The following is a 20,888-nucleotide window of genomic DNA, read 5'->3' on the forward strand; positions in this document are numbered from 1 at the left end:
CCTTCTCTTATACCGGCTTGCCGCTTCAGGCCTGCTGTAACAACAGGAAAAGAAAAGCCGCTTCGCCAAGACCGGCAGGTCTTGAGGCGAAGCGGCATGGTTACCGCGAATGCTATATGGTTGAACGGTCTACAAACAGCGGATCCACAAAGCTTCGGCAATATTGCTCGGCAATCTGCTCCGCGCTGTATCCCATGTCGCGCAGGAACAAGATAATATCCGCACGCGGCAGCGAGGCCATCATGACGGAAGTAAACTGCGGATCCACGGGCATCAGAACGCCTTGTTCCGCCGCATCCTCAAGCAGAGTCTTGATCTGCAGCCGCAGATAGGTGAAGGGCGGATTTTCGCACAGATGATTCTTGGTTTCCTCCAGCCTGTCGGAGGTCAGCATCACCCGAAGCCACTCCAAATCCTCATTAAAATGCAGGATCACGCGGGTGATAATCGTCCGAATCCGGACGGCGACCGGTTCATCACTGTTGCGAAGATACTCATCCAACTCCTGCAGGAACCGATCGATTTTCGCTTCCATCAAGGAAAAGCATATCTTGCTCTTGCTTGGATAACGGCGATAGAGCGTGCCTTGACCGATCCCGGCCGTTTTGGCCACCTGATGCATGGATACGTCCTCGACCCCGTATTTATTAAACAACGCTTGAGCCGTATCCAAGATTTTTTGACTCAATTCGTCATTCTCTTTTTTGCTCAGAATGCATGCATCCTTTCCCATCGACACAGGAATCTTTATGCGGCGGACCGTTCCTGTTCAGAAGGCGTAGATGCGCGTTTCACGAACAGACCCAGCACCAATGCGGCAATTGCCAGAACAAGCCCGGTGATGAAAGCACTATGAAGGCCGGCTATCATACTCTCGACCGGATTCAGATCCCCGGTTGTCACGACATAATTTTTAGCTCCTGCTGTCATGATGCTTATAAACAGCGCCATACCGACGGCCCCCGCTACCTGCTGAAGAGTATTCATAATCGCGGTTCCGTGCGGGTACAGCAGTCTCGGCAGCTGATTCAGAGCCGTTGTTTGGGCAGGCATCATGACCATGGATATACCTATCATCATCATAACATGAAGGAAGATGACATAACCACCCGTCCATGAAGCGTTAACGCGCGAAAACAGGAAGATGGCAATAACTAACAGGACGAGTCCCGGAATGACCAGCACTCTCGGCCCAAACTTGTCGAACAGCTTGCCCGTGATCGGCGCCATCAGTCCGTTGATAATACCGCCCGGCATCATGACAAGGCCGGCTGCCAGCGCCGTCATTCCCAGTGCATTCTGCAAGAACAGCGGCAGCATGATCATCGTGGAGAACATGCTCATCATCAGCACAAGCATCAGAATCGTCACCAGCGAGAACATCGGATATTTGAAGGTACGCAGGTCCAGCATCGGCTCCTTCATGCTCAGCTGACGCCATACGAAGAGCAGCAGGCTGATAGCCCCGGCCGCGATGCACCAAATAACCACCGGATCCGACCAAGAGCCTTCTCCGGCACTGCTAAAGCCGTACACGATGCCCCCGAAGCCGATCGTCGACAGAATGATGGAGATGAAATCGACCTTCGGTTTCGTAAGCTCTGTTACATTTTTCAAAAACATAGCTGCAAAAATAATGGAGAACGCAGCCAGCGGCATAACGAGGTAGAACAACCAGCGCCAATTGAGCGCGTCAACAATCAAACCGGACAGCGTCGGTCCAATCGCCGGGGCGGTCATAATGACAAGCCCGATCATCCCCATGGCGGCTCCGCGGTTTTGGGGCGGATAGATGCTGAGGATCGTATTCATCAGCACCGGAATCATGAGACCCGTTCCGACTGCCTGCAAAATGCGGCCGGTCAGCAGCACCCCGAATACTGGAGCGAACCCGCATATAATGGTCCCGACAAGAAATAGCGACATCGCGCCGATAAACATCTGCCTTGTCGAAAACCACAGTTGAAGCAGCGCCGTGATAGGCACGAGAATGCCGACAACGAGCATGTAAGACGTGGACAGCCATTGCACCGTCGCCTCACCGATGCCGAACTTCTCCATCAAGCTTGGAAACGCGATATTCAGCAGCGTCTCATTCAAGATCGAGACGAACGCGCCGATAATCAGCGCGGCGACGATCGGTCCCCTCTTTATCTTGCTTAAATCAATTTTGGCCGAACTCGGCCCCACTCCCATATCCAAAAATGTATCCTCCTTATCTCTATATACGGACAATTGTCCGTTAGCGTGGTATTATTCTAACGGACAATTGTCCGCAAGTCAAACTGAAATTTAAAATTTTACATATTCTTTACAAAGAAAGGGTATGTCCGGCCTCCACCGGCCCGGACATACCCTTAACCATTCGTATTCCATTTGATTCAACTCCAAACCCGCTGTCGGCCAAACGAGGAGTAGAGAACAACTTGCTTACATGCTGGAAGCTCTTCAGGTTCTCTGCAAACACTGCAAATGCTTTACGAGTTCAGCAGCACCTTCTCCTTGTACACCTTCGCCCAGCCCTCCAGATTGTTCGTGCAGATCAACAGGTCCGGATACTGTGCGAGGGACTCGAGCACCGACTCATCGTCAGGCGTCCACACAATCAGTTGAATATCCCTCTTTCGCGCTTCCTCCAAAAATTCAGGCGTGATAAACACGTATTTTACGGACACATACTTTGCCCTTAATTGATCCAGATACGGAAATACCGATGGCGTTGCCCCGTAAATAACCAGGCCAAGCTCGATGTCCGAATCCAGGGTCCGGGCCCGCTCGATCGAATAATGATCGAAGGAGGTCAGGAACACCTGCTTCTCCATGCCCGCATGCCGTACCGTCTCGATCACCTTCTGCTCCAGCCCCGGATAAGCAAGGCCTGTCTGCTTCAGCTCGATATCCACCGTCATGCGGTCTTTCGCCAGCAGCAGCGCTTCCTCCAGCGTGGGGATGGCTTCCCCCTGTCCGGCATCGAGTCGCCGGATCTCCTCGAACGTGAAGGACTTCACCTCTCCGGTGCCGTTCGTCGTCCGGTTGACCGTCGGATCATGGATGACGACAGGCACCCCGTCCTTCGTCAGCTGAACGTCCAGCTCCAAATGCGTGTACCCAAGCTCCAGCGCCTTCCGAAAGCCCAGCATCGTATTCTCCGGATATTTCAGCGGATATCCCCGATGGGCCAGTCCACGTACTGTCATCGTTCAATTCCCCCTCGTAAGCTTTATGGTTATTATTCCATGATGCGGCCTGCCGCCGCAACATGGAAAGGCCCCGGGGAGCGAGCGCCCCGGAGGCCAAGGCATGCCTCTTACTTAAAAGTCGAATTTGCCATAGCCGCTACGATATGCTTCTGCATGACCGTAAAGACGAGCACGATCGGAATAATCGCCATGACGCTCGATGCCATGATGATATGGAAGAACATCGCTTCATTGCCTGCAATGGAATCGCGAAGCATCGCGATGCCGACCGTAAGCACCCGCATATCGTTATCATTGGTCATGATCAGCGGCCAGAAATACGAGTTCCAGGTCGAGATGAAGATCAGAACGCCCATCGTTACGACGGTCGGCAGCGCCATCGGGAGCAGCAATTTGTACAAGATGGAGAACCGGCCGGCACCGTCGACACGTGCCGCCTCCAGTACATCATTGTTGATCGATTTGAACGATTGCCGAAGCAGGAAGATCGCATAAGCCGAAGCGCCATGAGGCACGATCAGGGCCAAGAATGTGTCCAGCCAGCCCAGCTTCGACATCATGACGTATACCGGCACGAAGGTAACCTGCTCGGGGACGATCAGGGCAGCCAGCACGAGCAAGAACAGCGCATCCCGTCCCCGGAATTGCCCTTTCGCGAACGCATAAGCCGCCATTAACGCTACGTTCAGCTGCAGGATGATCGTCCCTACGGCCATAATCAGCGTATTGCCGAAATACCGCGCGTATGGAATGACGCGGAAAGCTTCGGCGAAGTTTTCCCATGCGAAGCTTTGCGGCCAGAACGTCGGTACGGCCATCCGCATCTCTGCCTGCGTCTTAAGGGAGCTGATCAAGAGCCAATATACCGGAAAGAACATGACCAGAGTGACCAGGACCGCCGCTATAATGCGAAGCGCCATGAGCAGTTTGCGGTTTGCGGCCGAACCGGCCATATAATTATCCCTCATAGTGCACCTTCTTCCTGCTGACCCACATCTGAAACATCGTTAACAGCAATATAATCACGAACAGAATCATGACAAGCGCAGAAGCCCTTCCCGTTTTGAATTCGACGAAGGCCATCGTATAAATCCAGTATACGATCGCGTTGGTGGCCTTAAGCGGTCCGCCATCTGTCATGACATCGATGGATTGGAAGACCTGCATCGACGAAATGAAGCTGGTAATAACAAGGAACAGCGTCATGGGCGACAAGAGCGGAAGCGTAATGTTGCGGAACTGCCGAAGCCGACTGGCTCCATCAATGGAGGCCGCTTCATAATATTCCGCCGGAATTCCGCGCATACCCGCAATGAACAGGATCATGGCAAAGCCAACGCCCTTCCAGACCGAGACGGCGACAAGCGCCGGCAGCGCGGTGGACGGATTGATGAGCCATTCCACGGGATCCATTCCGAACCAGGACACCACCTGGTTCAGAAGCCCGTACTGCCCGTTATAAATCCAAGTGAACACCATGGCCGCGATGACCATGGAAATGTAATACGGCATGAAGATCACGCCCCGCATGAATCCGAACAGGCGGGAGGATGACACGTTGAGCAGCAGCGCCAGCAGCAAGCCGATCGCCAGCGTAAAGACGACATCCATGAGCGTGTACAGGAACGTCACCTTCATCGATTGATAGAACTCTTCGTTCGTCAGCAGCCGGGTATAGTTGTTCGCTCCGACAAATTTCATCACCGGGCGCGTCATGTTCCAGTTCGTGAAGCTGATATAAATGGAGTACAGGAGCGGAAAGTACAGGAAAGCCCCCATGAATACCAGGGCCGGCACCGAAAAGGCAAAGTCCTTCCATTTCTCGATGACCGAATTCGACACCCGTCTGGATACGGAAGCGGACGCCCGGTTGGGCGCCGCCTTGTTTAATTTTGGATTGGTTCCCATAGACATCACTCGTAATCCATCAGAATATCGTTAATCTTCTTGGCCGCTTCCTGCATTAACGGCACCGGATCTTTCTTGTTAAGCACCATCTCGCCGATCACTTCCTTATACACCTCGCTGAATTCCGGATAAGCCGGATGCTGCAGGCGCGGAGTCACTTCGTCAAAGTGCTCGTAAACCGCTCTGTATTGAGGCCATCTTTCGAAATATTGGTCGCCTTCTTCCGATTCGATGGCCGATTTCCGAGTTGGCAGGTAGCCTACCGATTCCGCCCACTTGATGTTATGCTCGGCTGCGGTCATGAACTCGATAAACTTCCATGCAGCTTCCTTCTCCAGATCCTTGGCGCCGTTCATCATCACGATGCCTGCACCGCCAATATTAGAGGTACGCTTCTTGTCGCCAGGGAGGAAGGATACGCCCACTTCAAAATCCGCATTCTCACGGTACATTTTCAGCATGGCCGATGTGTGCTGTACCATTGCGATCTCGCCGTTCAGGAACATTTGACGCATATTGTCGGAAGCGCCCTTGCCGAAGCCCATATGCATGCTGCCTTCGTTTTGCCACTTGTAGAAGTTTTGGAGGTAGCGCAGGGAATCCTCGTTCTCCACCGCCGATGCGCTCATATCCTCTGTCAAGATTTGCCCGCCGCCGTTAATGTTCCACGGATCGTAGTACCAGGTATCCCAACCAGGAACGGAGAAGGCATACCGTGTCGTCTTGTCGCCTTCCTTCTTCACGACTTTGGCGTTGAAGGCTTCAATCTCGTCCCACTTCTGCGGCGGCTCTACGCCGAGCTCGTCCAGCATCGTTTTGTTGTACACGAAGACGCTGGTGCTGACGATCAGCGGGAAGCCGTACTGCTTGCCGTTAAATGCATACGCGTTCAACATGCCTTGCGCGAAGTCATCCATGTTCACTTCGTCCCGTTTGATCCATGGTCCCAGGTCGGCGAATACGCCGCTGTCCGCAAAGTTCGGCAGGGAGGATACTTCCACGTTCGTCACAGCCGGAACGTCGCCAGCGGCCACGGCAGCCGACAGCTTCTTATGCAGATCCGGATACCCGCCTTGGAATACCGGTTCGACTGTAATGTGCGGATACTTCTTCTGAAACTCTCCAATCATGTAGTTCAAGCCTTCCAGTTGTGCCTCGGCATGCGAGTGCCAATACTGGATTTTGATCGGCGTCGTATCGTTCTTCAAATCCATCGAAGCCGCTTCCACGTCATCGAGGTTAACCTCGCCCCCTGCATTCCCGCTTCCTCCGCTGCCTCCTGCGCACGCGGTCGTCATGATCATCACAATGGTCAACAGCGTAAGCAACCATGTTTTCTTTTTCATCAATGTTCTGGCCCCTTTCGAATGTTTCTATCACTGCATATCTGCTGTCTGTGATTCAAAGCCTGGATATCTCCTAAAAAATGCGCACAAAAATAGAGACGTTAACGAGCAACCAAAAGAGCCACCACCTCCTAAAAAAGCTAAAGCAGCTGCCTCCCAGGGTTATCTCATCGTCTCCACCCCTAGCGATATGCAATTAAGCAAATTCATTCACTGCGGATCAAACCGCCCAATGAAACACGCACGACTTCGTGTTAGCGACGGTTGATCAAGGGAGTATTAAACAAGCGTTAGTCTAAACAACCTCCTGTTCAAACGGCCATTTCTATGAATGCGCTTTCGGTTATGGCTGCACAAACAATGGATTGGAGTTATCATACCGGCTTTAGCCTCTTCCAATCCTTCAGTTATTCGCCGCCTCACCCAGGAGAGCGCTTTCAGAATAGCCAAAACTGCTCTCAAGCTGTGTCTATCATGTTTAGTATCTATCATAGAGGAATTAATTAGCAGGAGTCTATAGCGAATTTTGTGTTTTTTTGTCGAATTAAAAAGAATTTTAGCTTGATGTAACAATTGTCATTGCGAACATAACAAATGAAACAAACCCTTCACCTCAACTTGGATAACACGCTATGAAAAAGTGAAAAAAATTATAATATTTCCGAAAAACCATGAAAGAACGAAAAAAAGGATCCGATATAAATGGTGTGTTACACGCAATTCCAAAAATAGCCGCAGTTTGCCCGTACCCGGAAATGCCGCGGCCATTGCGACAAAGGGGGCGTACCGTACTTCAGCAAACATAACGACACCGACAATTTGGACAAGAGCGGCTGCTTTAAGCTATCCGCTAAGGGAGAAATGTTAACGTCCTCCTAGCTGCTTGAATCGGACGAAGAAACTAAACATCCGATCGGACAATGAGATTTTTGATACGGAGGAGAAATGGGCATGGAGCGATTAGCATCACTGTTTGAAGAGCTTGAACGCCTCACAGGCGTGGCCGATATCGCCTATCATGAAATCCGGGACGGCCGTTTGAATCCGGTATCCAAAACGAAGACGGACCAGCTCGGCGTGGAGAAGTGGAAAAGCGTTCATGCAGAGCACCCCGTCTACATCCGGCATGACCGCCTTTTGCGCGAAATGATGGAGCATCCGCAAACGGTTGTCCTGCAAGACGTCAAGAACGATCCGCGCGCGGCCGACGAGTTTTTCCTGTTTGGGATCGACAGCATTATGGTTCTGCCTGTCATGCAGCATGAGACGGTGAAGGGGATCGTCGTCGTCGCCTCGATTGGAGCACGGCATGATTTTACGAAAGAAGAGGTCAAACGTGCAGAATCACTTGTGTTTGAATACAAGGATGCGTTTCAACTACAGCATAAGGAGGATTCTTCAAGATGAATATTGCCGAAGCCGTGCTGAAGTATTTGCGAAATGTCGGAGTGGACTGCATATTCGGAATTCCGGCCGGGATCATCGGCCCGATCTATGACGCGTTGATTGATGTCGATATCAAGCCGATCATTACGAAAAATGAAGCCGGCGCCGCCTATATGGCTGCGCGATATGCCAGCAATTCCGGCAAGCTCGCCGTTTGTGCCGGTGCCGGTGCGGTCGGGGTCGGCAATATGATGAACGGGATTGCCGATGCCATGCGCGCCAAAGCCCCTCTGCTGGTCATCACCGGATACGTAAACCGGTGGCAGATCGGCAAGGGAGCCATCCAAGAGATGGATGCGCAGGATATTGTCCGGCCCATCACCAAATACAGCAACACCGTGATGAACGAAGCCGATGTGTTGGCCGAGCTGGATAAGGCGGTAAGGATCGCGCTGACTCCCCCTTGCGGGCCTGTGCATATTTCGGTTCCGATCGATGTGCAGCGGATGGAAGCGCCGGCGCTCTTGCCTGCGGCTCCAGAGCCTTCCGCGCTTCAGCGTATTCGCCCGAATCCGGATGAGATGGAGCGTGCTGCAGCCCTCCTGAATGAGGCTGAGCGGGGAATCATTATGGTCGGACGCGGCGGGCGCTCATCAGCCGAAGCCATCATGCGTCTCAGCGAACGGCTGCAGTGGCCCATCATTACGACGCCATCGGCCAAAGGCATCATTCCGGCCGAATTTCCGCTTAACTTAGGGAATTACGGATTTTCAAGCACCGATGCGGCGATGGAATACGTCACCTCTTCGAAGGCCACCTGCATTTTAATCTTGGGTACAAGCCTGGGAGAGTCCTCTACATGCAACTTCAATGATGTCCTGGTGGACGGACGCAAGGTGATTCATGTCGACCGTGATGCCAAAGAGCTTGGGAAAGTCTTCCGGACCGATGCAGCCGTTGTTGCCGATCTCCGGGATGCCGTTCCTTATTTTGCGGAGCACGTGAGTCCGTCTTCAGCTTCATTTAAGAAGCCGTTCCCGCTTAACGAGGCCTACGAGCCCAATCATACAGGCTTGTCGCTGCGCCTGTTTCTGGAGAAGCTGAGCCAAGTGATGCCGGCAGACACGCGATATGTATGCGATATCGGGGAATTTACCAACTTTGTCCTGAAGTACTTGGAAGTGCCCGCCGGCGGCGATTTTGAAATCAATCTGAACTATGGAGCGATGGGATCGGCGATGGCGGGAGGACCGGGACTATATCTGGCCGACTCGACCCGCCCGGTTGCCGTTATTGCGGGGGACGGCTCGTTCTTCATGAATGGCACCGAGGTGCTTACCGCTAAAGAGTACGGTCTGCCCATCATTTATTTCATTATTAACAACGCCATGCTGTCTTACGTCGAGCGCGGGCAGAAGTTTCTATATAACCGCACGATCCCGGATTACAAGCAGGAGAGAATCTCCATCGCCGACATGATGCGAATCGCCGGAATCCGAGCGATGTCTGTCGACCGTCTGGAGGACATGGAGGATATTCCGGGATTCCTGCGGGAGATGACAGGGCCGTGCATCATTGAGGTCAATACGGACGGCAGCGAGCCCGCGCCGATCTTGGATCGCTTGAAAGCCCTGAAGAAATAAGCACTAAGGTACAACACCAATTCAACATAATATGTTTCGATCATAGGAGGAAGAGCAACATGGGAAGCTTTAATATCAAAATCGATCAAGCTGCAAAAGTATTTCATGCCGAGGTGGAAGGCACCTTCTCGCCGGAAGACGGAATGGCATCCATTGAGGCTTACGGCAAGGCCATCTCAACCATTTCCGTTCCGGAATATGAAATTGACATCGACTGCACGAAGCTGAACGTCTCTGCGCCTGAGACGCTTCCGCTTTTGGAAGGATGCTTCGAGATGTATAAAAAAGACGGCTTTAAGAAAGTTACGCTGCGCATTTCCAAAAATCCGATCCTGAAGATGCAGCTCGGGCGTGTTGCTCGTGGCGTGAAGCTGGACAACTACGAAATTATCGAACAATAAGGAGAGATGGCCATGAGAGGTGTACAAATTCGCGAGATTGAAATCTACCATCCTGCTAATGAAGTAGACAACGAATACTACATTAACTATTTTGCGGAAAGAGGTACGGATGTTACCGGACTTGTAACCGCTCTGGGCCGTAATAAGCGTTTTATTATCGATAATCCGGAAGAGAATACATTCACGATGGCCGTGCAGGCATCCAAGCTGGTGCTGGAGAAGAGCGGGCTGTCCGCAAAAGACGTAGATCTGATCATCTTCACTTCCCAGACACCGGAATATTTGCTGCCCAGCAATGCGCTGAAGCTCCACCATGCCCTTGGAGGCGATCTCCTAACGGCTTGCTTCGACATTAACGCGAATTGTGCCGGCATCCTTGTTGCGGTAGAGCAGGCTTCCCGCTATATGACCGCTAATCCTAGGGTAGAGCGTGCGCTTGTGGTCGGCTCCGATTATCTTTCGGTTCACAGTCCGGAGGAGCCGGTGTATTATTCGAATTTTGCCGAATCGGCAGTAGCCGTGATTTTGGAGCAAGCGGAAGGCACCCGCGGTTTGATCGATTCCGTCTATCAAACCGATACATCCGTTATCGACAATTCCCTGTTCCCGGCCCACGGCTTGTCGAATCTGTACCGTGAGGAGTTTACGGCTAAGGATGCGCAGGTGAAGTTTACGCCTTTCGATGATTCGGTCTGTGCCGAATCCGCGGTGAATTCGATTCGCATCTTGCTGGAACGCAACGATCTGACCAAGGATGATATTGCCGGCTTTATGTTCTCCCAATTTACCTTGGGCAATATCAAGCATGTTTCGGAGCGCCTCGGGATTGATCAGGACAAGGTTCCTTATATCGGGGACAAGTACGGTTACACCGCGACAACGAGCCCTTTCCTCGCCCTGTACGAAGCAGTTCGGGCCGGAAAAGTGAAGCGCGGCGATTACCTGGTCTTCTGGACGGTAGGAGCGGGTTGGCAAAATGTCAGCCTGTTGATTCAGTACTGAGCATCCTGCTCTGGGAACGGACCGATTCTCAACGTTAATAATAAAAGGTATCTGCAGCAAGAAGCCCGCCCATTTTCCGCAATGGACGGGCTTCTCCATGTCATGGATTCATGCAGGGGAAAATCACCCTGCCAATACGGTTACGATCTTGTCCCGAAGCGCGTCCGGTCCTGCAACAACCCCGGATGTTCCCCAAGTGAACGGCGATCCGTCGACATCGGATACGCAGCCGCCCGCTTCTTCGATCAGCAGCGCGCCTGCCAGCCAGTCGTAAATTTCGCGGCCAAACTCCCAGTAGGCATCCATGCGCCCGCAGGCCACATAAGCCATCTGAAGCGCGACGGAGCCGAGCATGCGCAGCGCCGTGCATTCCGGCAGCAGCTTGCCGACGCTCCAGGCGGTCAGCTTGACGTTCTCGGGCTCCACCTCGACTTTGTTAGGGGGAGCCGTCAGCAGAAGCGCATCGGCCAGACCCGTTTTCGCCGATACCCGAATCCTCTCGCCGTTCAAGTAAGCCCCTTCTCCGCGGACCGCATGGAACAATTCGCGGCGGCCGGCATCATAAACGGCCGAGAAGACGGCAACGCCTTCCCGGATCAAGCAAAGGGAGATCGCCCAAAATCCGAATCCCTGATGCAGATGGACGGCTCCGTCGATCGGGTCAAGCACCCAGTAGGCGTCTCCGTATTCCGGACTTCCCTGCCTGGCTGCATCCAGCTCAGCATCGGACCATGGCAGCCCGGGATGGATTTCGTTCACCGCCTGGCGTATGCGGCGCTCTGCCCAGCCGTTGGCGTCCGCAAAACGTTCAATCAGCTGCTCCCGCGACGCTGCAGGAGCAAGCCCTCCATATTCCTCCAACAATTCTTCCCCGACTTGAGCCAGTATGGCCCCGATGGCATGTGGATCTACATGGATCATAAAATGTCCACTCCTCAGGATAGTATTTTTGAATACTACTAATATTTTCGCAAAAAGAAGCGGTCTCCCGCTACTCTATTCCAGCAGCTCCCGAAACGGGCTGATAATCCGTTCATAATCGCTGCCGTATTGATCCGAAAGCTCGGCGGCGAAATCCTCCTCAATCCGCTCCATCACCAGATCGTGATATAGACCGTTCTGAAGCAGTTCAATTATGGAAGGATGATCGGTTTCAAGCGCCGTTAATCGGAGAGACCGGCCGAAGCTTCCGATTAATGCCGACTTCGAATCGCACAGCATCGAGAATTTTCTGGACTGCGCCTGCTGCCATATCTCGCTCCGCTTATGCTCGATGACATGCTTCAGGGAGAGCCCGGATTCTCCGATGACAATCGCGACAACTCGGACGCCGCGCCGTTCGGCCTCAGACAGCGCCTCGCTCATCCAGTGGACGTCTTCGGACCATAGATCAACGACAATGCTCTTCTCGGCGTTTGCCGCCAGACGGTCAATGGCTTTGCGCAGCGCCTGATCCCCCTTCCAGCTGTAGAACGACGGCGAGGACTTCGGCGGCGCGTTCAGCTCCTCAAGCAGCATACGTGCATTTTGATCGAATTGGGTTTTCAGCGTCTTCACCACCTGACCGATCGGCACCGCATCATATAACACGGGATCCGCCTCGATCGTTCGGCACACCCCCTTATCCGTCATCGCCCGCAGGGCCGCATAAACGTTCGAACGGGATACCGACACCCGCTTGGCTACTTCATATCCCGACATTTCGGGGGATTCGTGCAGGGCAAGGTAAATTCGCGCCTCCAAATCCGACAGCCCGATGCTTCGCAGCTCATCAATCATCGTAACGCTCCTTCACGCTATTATTAGTATTATTCAATAATACTACTGTTGAGGAGGTATGTTGTCAATCCTTTCATTTTATCAGCCATTCCAATTGTGATGAGGAACTCTAATCCGCAAAATTAATTAGCCATGATATAGGCATCTCTTTAACGCTATCTAGCAATAGGCTATAACCTCGATAAGTAGTCTAATATAAAAACCACTGATTTTATCAAGATCAGTGGTTTAGATCAAACTTCAATTCTTTACATTTAAACGCTGCGGTGTTTTAGGATCTAATTGTGTCCATTCTCCTGTATCTCTATCAGTAAAAATATATTTAGTATTTGGATCGTCGGCGAATATTACGTAAACAGGGAATTTAGGCATACCACTTAGTTTCGCCTTAATACTGATGATATCAGATTCAGCGTAGCCTTCTACATTAAATAAATGGTTCTTTAAGCTCTTTTCTAGTGCATTGTATTTGTATTGTAGTGCTGCATAACCGCCTCCTATAATTAACACAATTACTATCACAAAAATAGCCAAGGTTTTTTTCACTATTAACATCCTCCCTTACGAAAATCTAAGTTGTCAAATTGAAAATCTCATAACACTTTATCATACTTTGTAAAGCTCCGATAATCTTAAAAAGAAAAACTGCACAATGGCAGTTTCTAGTATAAATTATTGTGCTGTAAATTGAGTTACATATACCAAATTAGGAGCATTTATTACCATTGATGGAGTAATAAATCCTCTTAGATCGGGGGTATTACCAAGATCCAATAGATCTATTCCTTCCCCGTAATAGAATGCCTGCCATACAAATTTCGAACAATAGTTTGGAGTGGAGAGAGTGTGCTCTTCTTTGCGTATGGTTCAATTTCGTATTTTGTCACATACTTATAGTTGTATGTTGCCCATTTGGCAGCCTCAACCCCCATACCATTAATAGGTCTATAGACTTTGATAGTTTCTCCTTTGCCATGTCTACTCATATAACCTGACATGTTATCTACGGTCCCACCATTCACAGGTAATGTTACGTGGACCACTTTATAATTTGAATTTACAATTCCAGTATGCCCCACAATCTGTGAACTAAAGCCAAGCGTTTTTGTCGAATAGAGGACATCTCCGATTCGCATTGGAACATTAGTACCGGGATATGTAGGCCCAATCTCCGCAAATGGTTCAATTAATTCGCTATCATTTTGGATTGAAATATCTTCGCTACTGTCCGTGTTATCATTAACTTCTATGTTATAAAGATTGATACTCTCCTCAGAAGTAAGACTCTCAGCACTAACAACTGATCCCCCCGTTGGGAAAAATGCAGCTAATGTCTCCCTCCGTTTCCAGCCACTCCTGTGCCTTCATATTCAAATAACAGCACCTTGGCCTAAGCCTAAACAAAAAACCGCTCCTATCGCATCTCGGGAGCGGTTCTTTGATGCCAATATCTTACTCGAACAGCGGCACCTTCGGGTCTTTGCCATTGCAGTGGACCAGCATCGCATGCAGCTGTCCCCGGTGATGGTACAGGTGGGCCAGAATCTCAAGCAGCCACTCGTAACGGGTATAGGTTGCGCCCCAATAGGACGTTACCTCCCGATGCAGTTCTTCGTCGTCCATATCATGAAATGCCTGCGCCAGATACGAATAGCTCGTTAACAATTCAGCCTGGATATCCTTCAGGTTATTCAGCGACACGCCGGCGTAATAAGCGCTCATCTCTTCCTGCGTCGCCCCGCCGGATATAAGGAAGTCGGCCCTGCAGATGACCGCGATATGCTTCAGCAGCTCGCCGACGGAATGCTTGTCCGCCGTTGGCCTGACGAGCAGATCCTCCTCTGTTAGCTTGTCAATAATCGCCACGACCGACAGCACCGCCACTTCGATCTGGTGCAGCGCATATGTACAAAAGGTATTCATTCCCGTTCTCTCCTATCTTAGGTTGTCGTTCAGCATGCTTGGGGTATGTAGTTTAAAACTCCGCTCTATATTATAGAACACATGTTCCTGTATTTTCAATAAAAAACAACCTGGTTCTCTTTGAAGCGAGAGAACCAGGTTGTTGTCCGTGTATTTGCTGTTCGTGTTGTCGTGCTGTCGTGCTGTTCATATTATCTATCCGACCAGCGTATAGCCGGTCGTATTTTCAAGCACCTTCACGTTGAAGGATGCTCCGCCGGCATCACGCGTTACGCTGACCGACAGATGGCCATTACCGATCGCGATCCGCTCGGCCTTCAGCTCGTTCATGCCCTCCGGCAGGAACGGTGACAACGCGATTTCCTTCTTAGGCGCATCGGGGTACAATCCGAGCATCGCCTGCAGAAAAGCGATCGACGTGCCGGCCGCCCATGCCTGCGGCGAACAGGTCGTCGGATAAGGCACCGGATAACCGAGCCCCGCATCATTCCCACAGAACAGCTCCGGGAGGCGCTGGTACTCGAAGTGCTCCGAGGCCTTGAGCAGTCCGGAAATGACCTTGCCGGCCTCTTCCTTGAAGCCCTGCTTGCCCAGCCCAAGCAGAATCATCCCGTTATCGTGCGGCCACACGCTGCCGTTGTGATAGCTCATCGGATAGTAGCCCGTGGAGCCTGTGCTCATCGTACGGATGCCGTATCCGCTGAACATGTCGTCCTTCAGCATCCGCTTGGACTGGGCTGCGGCCCGCCCGGCTTCAGGGAGCCCGCTCATGAGCAGATGCCCGGGATTCGAGGTTACGCTTCGCACCTGACGCTGCTCCTTATCCAGCGCAATCGCGTAGCACTGCTGATCCTCCATCCAGAACGCCGCCTCGAATCTTGCGCGGAGCTCCTCGGCCTCCTCTTCGAGCTTGCGGGCCAGCTCGTGCTCGCCCATGTCAGCGAACACGGGGACGAGCGATTTCTTCGCCTGATATACATATCCTTGCACCTCGGACAATGCGATGGGCGACTCCGCATATTCCCCATGCTCATGGATGATGGAGTTCGCTGAATCCTTCCAGCCTTGGTTTGGGAAGCCCTTCTCGGCTTCCTGCTTGTAGGCCATGAAGCCGTTCCCCGCTTCCAAGGCAGCATTGATATAATCAAGCGCCCGCAGCATGTTCGGCTTCAGCTCCCCCGCGAGAGACAAATCGCCCGTCCAGCGGTAATATTCTCCGATCAGGGCAAGAAACAGCGGAGTGGAATCGATCGTGCCATAATAAGGAGAGAACGGCGATTGCCCGGTCGTAACCAGCTCGCCGTAACGAATCTCGTGCATGATTTTTCCCGGCTGCTCGTCTCGCCAAGGATCCGTCTTCTCCCCTTGATTGGAGGCCAGCGTCTTCAGGGTTCCCTTGGCCAGCTGCGGATTCACCGGCAGCATGAACAGGGCGGTGATCAGGCTGTCCCGGCCGAATGGAACCGCGAACCATGGCAGTCCGGCCACCGTCGTGTCGCCGAAGCCGACGTCCAGGGTCAGCATGCGCAAATCCTGCAGACCTCGCTCGAACAATCCGCTGAACACGGCAGAGTCGGATTTCACCCGCGTGCTGTTTGCGTACCACTGCGCATAGGAAGCCTCCAGCTTCCTCAGCCCCTCGTCATAAGACAGCGGCTCCGGCTCCGCGTGCTCCTCCGTGATCGGCGCAATGAAGAAGGTGACCACCCGCTGTTCCTTCGGTTTCAAGAACATCGGGAACGTAATCGTTCCGCTTCCATGCGCCTTGCCGCCCTCGGCATCCCAGGAAATGCGCGTCTTGCGTCTTTGGCTATCCGCGCCCATATAAGACAGTGTCAGCTCCCGGTCTTTGGCGCTTGCTTCTTCCATGCGGCCAACGTCCCCGGTGCGGTATTTCCGAACCAGGAACATATCCTGGAAATCGGCATCGAATGCGACCGAAAACTCAACGTTCCGGGCATCGATAAAATAGTTGGTGAGCGTGCAGCGCTCGTAGAGGATCCCGCCGTAAATAAACCGCTCCCGGTGCAGCTCGATCGCTCCCTCATCCTTGGAATCCTTCATCAAGCGGAAGGAAGCGATGTAGCTCTTATCCCCGGCGGAGGACAACAGGGAAGGCCTCTCCCCGTCAATGAACGCCTCCATGCGGCTTAAGAAGCGCGTATCCTTCGTATATAAACCGTGACCCTGATCATCCCCAGGAGCCATATCCCCATTCAACCCCGTCAGAAAGAACAGATCCCCTTCCTTAATTACGCGATAATCCATCATTCATCCCCCTTTTATCGCCCTTACGGCGTTTCAAATCACGGTGAGCTCCGTACGCAGCCCTTCCTCCGAATGCGGCCCGACCCAAATATGAAACTTCCCGGGCTCAACCGTGAACGCCATCCGTTCGTCGAGAAGCCCGAGCTCATCCGGCCCAAGCGCAAAATGGACGACACGGCTCTCTCCTGGCTCAAGAAACACCTTGCTGAAGCCCTTCAGCTCCCGGACGGGACGGGTAGAGCTGGCCACCAGATCGCGAATGTACAGCTGCACGGTCTCTTCGCCGGCGCGCTTGCCGGTGTTCCTGATTCTCACAGACAAATTCGCGCTCTCGTCCTTGCCGATTACAGGCTTGTCCAGCGCCAGATCCGCATATTCAAACGTCGTATAGCTGAGGCCGTACCCGAACGGGTACAAAGGCGAATCGTCGCAATCGATGTAATCCTCGTACAAATGCGGACGTCCCGTATTCTTCCGATTGTAATACATCGGAATTTGTCCGGTTGCCCGCGGAACGGTTACCGGCAGGCGGCCGCTCGGGTTGTGCGCCCCGGTCAACACATCGACCACGGCATACCCCGCAGCCGTCCCCGGGTGCCATGCCTCGATGACCGCATCCGCCAGCTCGTGCAGCCATGGCGCCGCGAGCGGGCGACCGTTCATCAGGATGACCACGACGGGCGTGAAGGTCCGGCTCTTCAGCTCCCGGATCAGCCGCTCTTGGCACGCCGGGAGCGTAATGGACGCCACATTGTAATGCTCCCCGGTCATCGGCTCCGATTCCCCGACGACCACGACCGCGACGTCACAGCGCCCTGCCAGGTCCACGGCACGATCGATCCCTCCGGGAAGTTCCTCCAAAATGCCGCTGCCCGGTTCATGGAACACCTGCGTATCCGGAGCCAGCTCGGATTGGAAGGCATCCCATACGGTAACAACGTCCTCGTCGCGGCCCTTCCACGCCCAGCAGCCCATCGTATTGTGGCGATCGTCGGCCAGCGGCCCGATCAGGGCCAGCTTCTTGAATCGGCCGGTATCCAGCGGCAGGATGCCGTCATCGTTCTGAAGCAGCACGATCGATTTGCGTGCGCTGTCCCGGGCCTGCTCCAGATGAGCGGCAGGAATGCCGATTTCCTCCGGATCGTCCTCGCTTACATAAGGATTCTCGAATAAGCCGAGCCGGAATTTCACTTTCAGAATGCGAAGCACGGCATCATCCAGCAGCTCCATCATCTCGGGATGCTCCGCAATGATGGACTCCAGATGATCGAGATAGACGCCGGAATGCATATCCATATCGACGCCTGCCGCCAAGCCTTTCAGCGCCGAATCTCTACGGTCCTCCGCGTAGCCGTGATGAATCAGCTCCTCAATCGACTCCCAGTCGCTGACCACGATGCCGTCAAAGGCCCACTCCTCCTTCAGAATATCCCGCAGCAAGTACCGGCTGCCCGATGCAGGCACGCCGTTCAGCTCGCTGAATGCGCTCATCACCGACATGGCGCCGGCCCGAATGCCGTGCGCAAACGGCGGAAGCACCGTCTCCCGCAGCGTCCGTTCCGACATATCCGTCGTATCGTAATCTCTTCCGCCCTCGACAAAGCCGTACCCGGCGAAGTGCTTCACGCAGGCAGCCACGGCCGGATATCCGGACTCGTTCGGGCTCTGGAATCCCTTGACCTTCGCCGCGGCAGCCAGAGAAGACAAATACACATCTTCGCCCGTGCTCTCCGCGATGCGTCCCCACCGGGGATCGCGCGTAATATCCACCATCGGGGCAAAGGTCCAGCGGATGCCTTCGGCCGCCGCCTCCCTCGCCGCGATGCGGGCATTCTTCTCCATCGCTTCGGGATCCCAGCTGGCGGCTTCGCCAAGCGGGATCGGAAAGATGGTCCGGAAGCCGTGAATGACATCGTCGCCGATCAACAGCGGGATGCCGAGGCGGCTTTGCTCCACTGCCAGACGCTGCAATTCATTTATTTTCTTCGCCCCGTGAACGTTCAGCAAAGACCCGATCCGCCCCTCGGCGACCAGCTGCCTCTCCCGTTCCTCGCAGCGGCCGTATTGTACCGTCTGGCCGATCTTCTCGGCCAGCGTCATCCGGGCTAACAGCTCCCGCGCTCGCTGTTCTGCTTGATCCATGCAGCTCCCTCCTCAACGTATGTCTACTTAGCGATCAACAATCAGCAATCTAGCCTTTGACGCCGGCATTCGAGATGCCTTCAATATATTGGCGCTGGAACAGGAAGAAGAACAGGATGATCGGCAGCGTCGACAGCACGACGCCCGCCATGATCATCGGTGTATTCTCGAAGAACATGTCCTTCACGCTGTTCAGGCCGACGACTAGCACGTACATCTCCGGCGTATTGGCGAGCGTGCTCGGAATCAAATAGCTGTTCCAGGTGCCCGCAAACGCAAGAATCGACATCGTGATCAGGGAAGAGCGCGCCAGCGGATAGACGATCCGCCAGAAGGCGCCCATCTTCGTCAAGCCGTCGATGCGGGCGGCTTCCAGAAATTCATTCGGAACCGAGATAAAGAACTGCCGGAGCATGAAGATATACAACCCTTGATACAAGAACGGCACCGTCAAGCCCCAGAACGTGTTCAGCCATCCAAGCTGCGCCACGTTCACATATACCGGGATCAGAATCATGTGATAAGGCACCATCATCGTAGCCACCACGATCCAGTAAATCAGGCCTTTCCCGCGGAAATTCAGCTTGGCAAGCGCAAAGCCGGCCATCGGGTTAATGACGAGGTTGCCCAGAACGACGGCGCCGGTCATGATGACCGTATTCAGAAACCATCTTGGCACGTTGTACGCATCGTTTGTGAAGAATACCTTGAAATTTTCGAACGTCCAGTTGGCCGGCGACGTCAGCGTATTGACATACCGCATCGGAATGACGGACGTATAAATCGTATAGAGAAAAGGAAGGGCGAATAAAAGCCCCAGAATGATCGTGCCGATATACAGAAACGGCCGATTGCTGTTTATGCGGGTCTTCATTGCTCTCACTCCTTCTCATCCAGGAATTTTTTTTGCAGGTACGTGATCAGCATAATAATGATAAAGAACAGTACGACCGCCGCGCTTCCGTATCCGATGTTCATGTAACGGATCCCGTGCTGGTAGAAGTACGTCACCACCGTGCTGGTCGCTCCCGCCGGCGAGCCGAGTGCGCCGTAACGCGAAATCGCCGCGATCTGGTCGTAAATCTGGAAGCCGGCGATAGTGGATACCGACACGATAAAGAAGGTGATCGGCTTCAGATAAGGCACGGTGATATAGCGGAACTTGTTCCATTTTGAAGCGCCGTCGATCTCGCCGGCCTCGTACAGATCCTTCGGTATTTCCTGCAGGCCGGACAGATACACGATCATCGTGAAGCCTGCCTGCTGGAAAATGAACAGGATGCAGACGAACAGAAGCGCATAGCGGGTATCCGCAAACCAGGTGACGTTCCCGAAGCCCAAAACGCCGAAGAAATCGGTCAGAAAGGTCCCTTGCTTAAACATCATCATGAAAACGGTCGTAATGGCGATCTGCGAGGTGATATACGGCAGGAAAAACACCGTACGGAAAATCCCCTTGCCCTTCAGCTTCTGGTTCACGAGGATGGCCAAAAGCAGCCCGAGCAGCGTTTGGATCGGGATCGAAATGACCACGATCTCCAAGGAATGCAGCAGCGCCCGGAAAAACTCCTTATCGTGAAGAATCGCCGTATAGTTCTCGAGGCCGATGAATTTGGCCTGGTCCAGTGCCGCAAAATTGGCGTCCTGGAAGCTTCTCACGAAGGATTGGATAAACGGATATAAAAACCACCAAGCCCACAAAATCAAAAAGGGCAGCGTAAACAACCAGCCGAGTGTCTTGTCGGAGTCGGCCAGCGAACGCAGCCAGGACTGCTTGATCTTGCCGCCCTTCGCGCCGACATGCTTGCTGCTGTATTCGGACATAAGTTATCCCCCACTCCCATGCTAGAATTGAATCGCTCATGCAAAATAAAGGCTCCCGCCTCCCTG

The 20,888-nt window shown here is 53.1% G+C and carries 18 protein-coding genes; 4 read left to right on the forward strand and 14 right to left on the reverse strand.

Annotated features, from left to right (window positions below; translation table 11 throughout):
- Nucleotides 1-112: 112 nt before the first annotated feature.
- The 6 genes from J2Z18_RS04500 to J2Z18_RS04525 form a co-directional block, all read right to left on the reverse strand.
- Nucleotides 113-688 carry a TetR/AcrR family transcriptional regulator gene (locus tag J2Z18_RS04500; protein WP_232239381.1) on the reverse strand — a complete coding sequence of 192 codons (576 nt, stop codon included), beginning with the start codon at nt 686-688 and terminating at the stop codon, nt 113-115.
- A 59-nt stretch (nt 689-747) separates the two neighbouring features.
- The gene (locus J2Z18_RS04505; protein ID WP_376773061.1) at nt 748-2,196 is read right to left on the reverse strand and encodes an MDR family MFS transporter; all 1,449 of its coding nucleotides are present in this window, start codon (nt 2,194-2,196) and stop codon (nt 748-750) included.
- A 281-nt stretch (nt 2,197-2,477) separates the two neighbouring features.
- Entirely contained in the window at nt 2,478-3,197 is a 720-nt protein-coding gene (locus tag J2Z18_RS04510) for a glycerophosphodiester phosphodiesterase (RefSeq protein WP_007130616.1), read from the reverse strand.
- Between the two features lie 110 nt (nt 3,198-3,307).
- Nucleotides 3,308-4,168, reverse strand: coding sequence for a carbohydrate ABC transporter permease (locus J2Z18_RS04515; RefSeq protein WP_007130617.1), 861 nt, complete (start codon nt 4,166-4,168; stop codon nt 3,308-3,310).
- Complete coding sequence (locus tag J2Z18_RS04520) at nt 4,158-5,108, reverse strand: carbohydrate ABC transporter permease (RefSeq protein ID WP_007130618.1); 951 nt, start codon at nt 5,106-5,108, stop codon at nt 4,158-4,160. Before J2Z18_RS04520 ends, J2Z18_RS04515 begins: the two co-directional genes overlap by 11 nt.
- A 5-nt stretch (nt 5,109-5,113) precedes the next feature.
- Nucleotides 5,114-6,454 (reverse strand): ABC transporter substrate-binding protein, encoded by a 1,341-nt coding sequence (locus J2Z18_RS04525; protein WP_007130619.1) that lies wholly within the window; start codon nt 6,452-6,454, stop codon nt 5,114-5,116.
- Nucleotides 6,455-7,405: 951 nt separating this feature from the next.
- On the opposite strand from J2Z18_RS04525, the gene J2Z18_RS04530 reads away from it, so the two are divergent.
- From J2Z18_RS04530 to J2Z18_RS04545, 4 genes are read left to right on the forward strand one after another with little or no spacing between them, the layout of a single operon-like run.
- Nucleotides 7,406-7,861, forward strand: coding sequence for a GAF domain-containing protein (locus J2Z18_RS04530; protein WP_007130620.1), 456 nt, complete (start codon nt 7,406-7,408; stop codon nt 7,859-7,861).
- The gene (locus J2Z18_RS04535; RefSeq protein WP_007130621.1) at nt 7,858-9,483 is read left to right on the forward strand and encodes a thiamine pyrophosphate-binding protein; all 1,626 of its coding nucleotides are present in this window, start codon (nt 7,858-7,860) and stop codon (nt 9,481-9,483) included. The genes J2Z18_RS04530 and J2Z18_RS04535 overlap by 4 nt, the downstream gene beginning before the upstream one ends.
- A gap of 59 nt (nt 9,484-9,542) precedes the next feature.
- Nucleotides 9,543-9,884, forward strand: a complete 342-nt coding sequence (locus tag J2Z18_RS04540; RefSeq protein WP_007130622.1) for a hypothetical protein — start codon at nt 9,543-9,545, stop codon at nt 9,882-9,884.
- Nucleotides 9,885-9,896: 12 nt separating this feature from the next.
- Entirely contained in the window at nt 9,897-10,886 is a 990-nt protein-coding gene (locus J2Z18_RS04545; protein ID WP_007130623.1) for a ketoacyl-ACP synthase III, read from the forward strand.
- 123 nt (nt 10,887-11,009) lie between these two features.
- Here J2Z18_RS04545 and J2Z18_RS04550 read toward each other — a convergent pair whose 3' ends face one another.
- From J2Z18_RS04550 to J2Z18_RS04585, 8 genes are all read right to left on the reverse strand, one after another.
- On the reverse strand, nt 11,010-11,807 hold the full coding sequence (locus J2Z18_RS04550) for an inositol monophosphatase family protein (protein WP_007130624.1): 798 nt from the start codon (nt 11,805-11,807) through the stop codon (nt 11,010-11,012).
- Between the two features lie 75 nt (nt 11,808-11,882).
- Nucleotides 11,883-12,665, reverse strand: a complete 783-nt coding sequence (locus J2Z18_RS04555) for a TrmB family transcriptional regulator (protein WP_007130625.1) — start codon at nt 12,663-12,665, stop codon at nt 11,883-11,885.
- Nucleotides 12,666-12,905: 240 nt separating this feature from the next.
- On the reverse strand, nt 12,906-13,211 hold the full coding sequence (locus tag J2Z18_RS04560; protein ID WP_007130626.1) for a DUF3139 domain-containing protein: 306 nt from the start codon (nt 13,209-13,211) through the stop codon (nt 12,906-12,908).
- Nucleotides 13,212-14,117: 906 nt separating this feature from the next.
- Nucleotides 14,118-14,588, reverse strand: coding sequence for a DinB family protein (locus J2Z18_RS04565; RefSeq protein WP_007130627.1), 471 nt, complete (start codon nt 14,586-14,588; stop codon nt 14,118-14,120).
- Nucleotides 14,589-14,783: 195 nt separating this feature from the next.
- The gene (locus J2Z18_RS04570) at nt 14,784-16,856 is read right to left on the reverse strand and encodes an amylo-alpha-1,6-glucosidase (protein ID WP_007130628.1); all 2,073 of its coding nucleotides are present in this window, start codon (nt 16,854-16,856) and stop codon (nt 14,784-14,786) included.
- 33 nt (nt 16,857-16,889) lie between these two features.
- Complete coding sequence (gene bglX / locus J2Z18_RS04575; protein ID WP_007130629.1) at nt 16,890-18,998, reverse strand: beta-glucosidase BglX; 2,109 nt, start codon at nt 18,996-18,998, stop codon at nt 16,890-16,892.
- Between the two features lie 49 nt (nt 18,999-19,047).
- Nucleotides 19,048-19,872 carry a carbohydrate ABC transporter permease gene (locus J2Z18_RS04580; protein WP_007130630.1) on the reverse strand — a complete coding sequence of 275 codons (825 nt, stop codon included), beginning with the start codon at nt 19,870-19,872 and terminating at the stop codon, nt 19,048-19,050.
- 5 nt (nt 19,873-19,877) lie between these two features.
- Nucleotides 19,878-20,822, reverse strand: a complete 945-nt coding sequence (locus tag J2Z18_RS04585; RefSeq protein WP_007130631.1) for a carbohydrate ABC transporter permease — start codon at nt 20,820-20,822, stop codon at nt 19,878-19,880.
- Between the last annotated feature and the right edge of the window lie 66 nt (nt 20,823-20,888).

Source organism: Paenibacillus lactis, assembly GCF_017873605.1.
Lineage (GTDB): Bacteria > Bacillota > Bacilli > Paenibacillales > Paenibacillaceae > Paenibacillus_AQ > Paenibacillus_AQ lactis.

Excerpts from the sequence above, each read along its gene's own strand:
- J2Z18_RS04505 (WP_376773061.1), bottom strand. The coding sequence starts at position 2,196 with ATGGGAGTGGGGCCGAGTTCGGCCAAAATTGATTTAAGCAAGATAAAG.
- J2Z18_RS04510 (WP_007130616.1), bottom strand. The coding sequence starts at position 3,197 with ATGACAGTACGTGGACTGGCCCATCGGGGATATCCGCTGAAATATCCG.
- J2Z18_RS04515 (WP_007130617.1), bottom strand. The coding sequence starts at position 4,168 with ATGAGGGATAATTATATGGCCGGTTCGGCCGCAAACCGCAAACTGCTC.
- J2Z18_RS04520 (WP_007130618.1), bottom strand. The coding sequence starts at position 5,108 with ATGGGAACCAATCCAAAATTAAACAAGGCGGCGCCCAACCGGGCGTCC.
- J2Z18_RS04525 (WP_007130619.1), bottom strand. The coding sequence starts at position 6,454 with ATGAAAAAGAAAACATGGTTGCTTACGCTGTTGACCATTGTGATGATC.
- J2Z18_RS04530 (WP_007130620.1), top strand. The coding sequence starts at position 7,406 with ATGGAGCGATTAGCATCACTGTTTGAAGAGCTTGAACGCCTCACAGGC.
- J2Z18_RS04535 (WP_007130621.1), top strand. The coding sequence starts at position 7,858 with ATGAATATTGCCGAAGCCGTGCTGAAGTATTTGCGAAATGTCGGAGTG.
- J2Z18_RS04540 (WP_007130622.1), top strand. The coding sequence starts at position 9,543 with ATGGGAAGCTTTAATATCAAAATCGATCAAGCTGCAAAAGTATTTCAT.
- J2Z18_RS04545 (WP_007130623.1), top strand. The coding sequence starts at position 9,897 with ATGAGAGGTGTACAAATTCGCGAGATTGAAATCTACCATCCTGCTAAT.
- J2Z18_RS04550 (WP_007130624.1), bottom strand. The coding sequence starts at position 11,807 with ATGATCCATGTAGATCCACATGCCATCGGGGCCATACTGGCTCAAGTC.
- J2Z18_RS04555 (WP_007130625.1), bottom strand. The coding sequence starts at position 12,665 with ATGATTGATGAGCTGCGAAGCATCGGGCTGTCGGATTTGGAGGCGCGA.
- J2Z18_RS04565 (WP_007130627.1), bottom strand. The coding sequence starts at position 14,588 with ATGAATACCTTTTGTACATATGCGCTGCACCAGATCGAAGTGGCGGTG.
- J2Z18_RS04570 (WP_007130628.1), bottom strand. The coding sequence starts at position 16,856 with ATGGATTATCGCGTAATTAAGGAAGGGGATCTGTTCTTTCTGACGGGG.
- bglX (WP_007130629.1), bottom strand. The coding sequence starts at position 18,998 with ATGGATCAAGCAGAACAGCGAGCGCGGGAGCTGTTAGCCCGGATGACG.
- J2Z18_RS04580 (WP_007130630.1), bottom strand. The coding sequence starts at position 19,872 with ATGAAGACCCGCATAAACAGCAATCGGCCGTTTCTGTATATCGGCACG.
- J2Z18_RS04585 (WP_007130631.1), bottom strand. The coding sequence starts at position 20,822 with ATGTCCGAATACAGCAGCAAGCATGTCGGCGCGAAGGGCGGCAAGATC.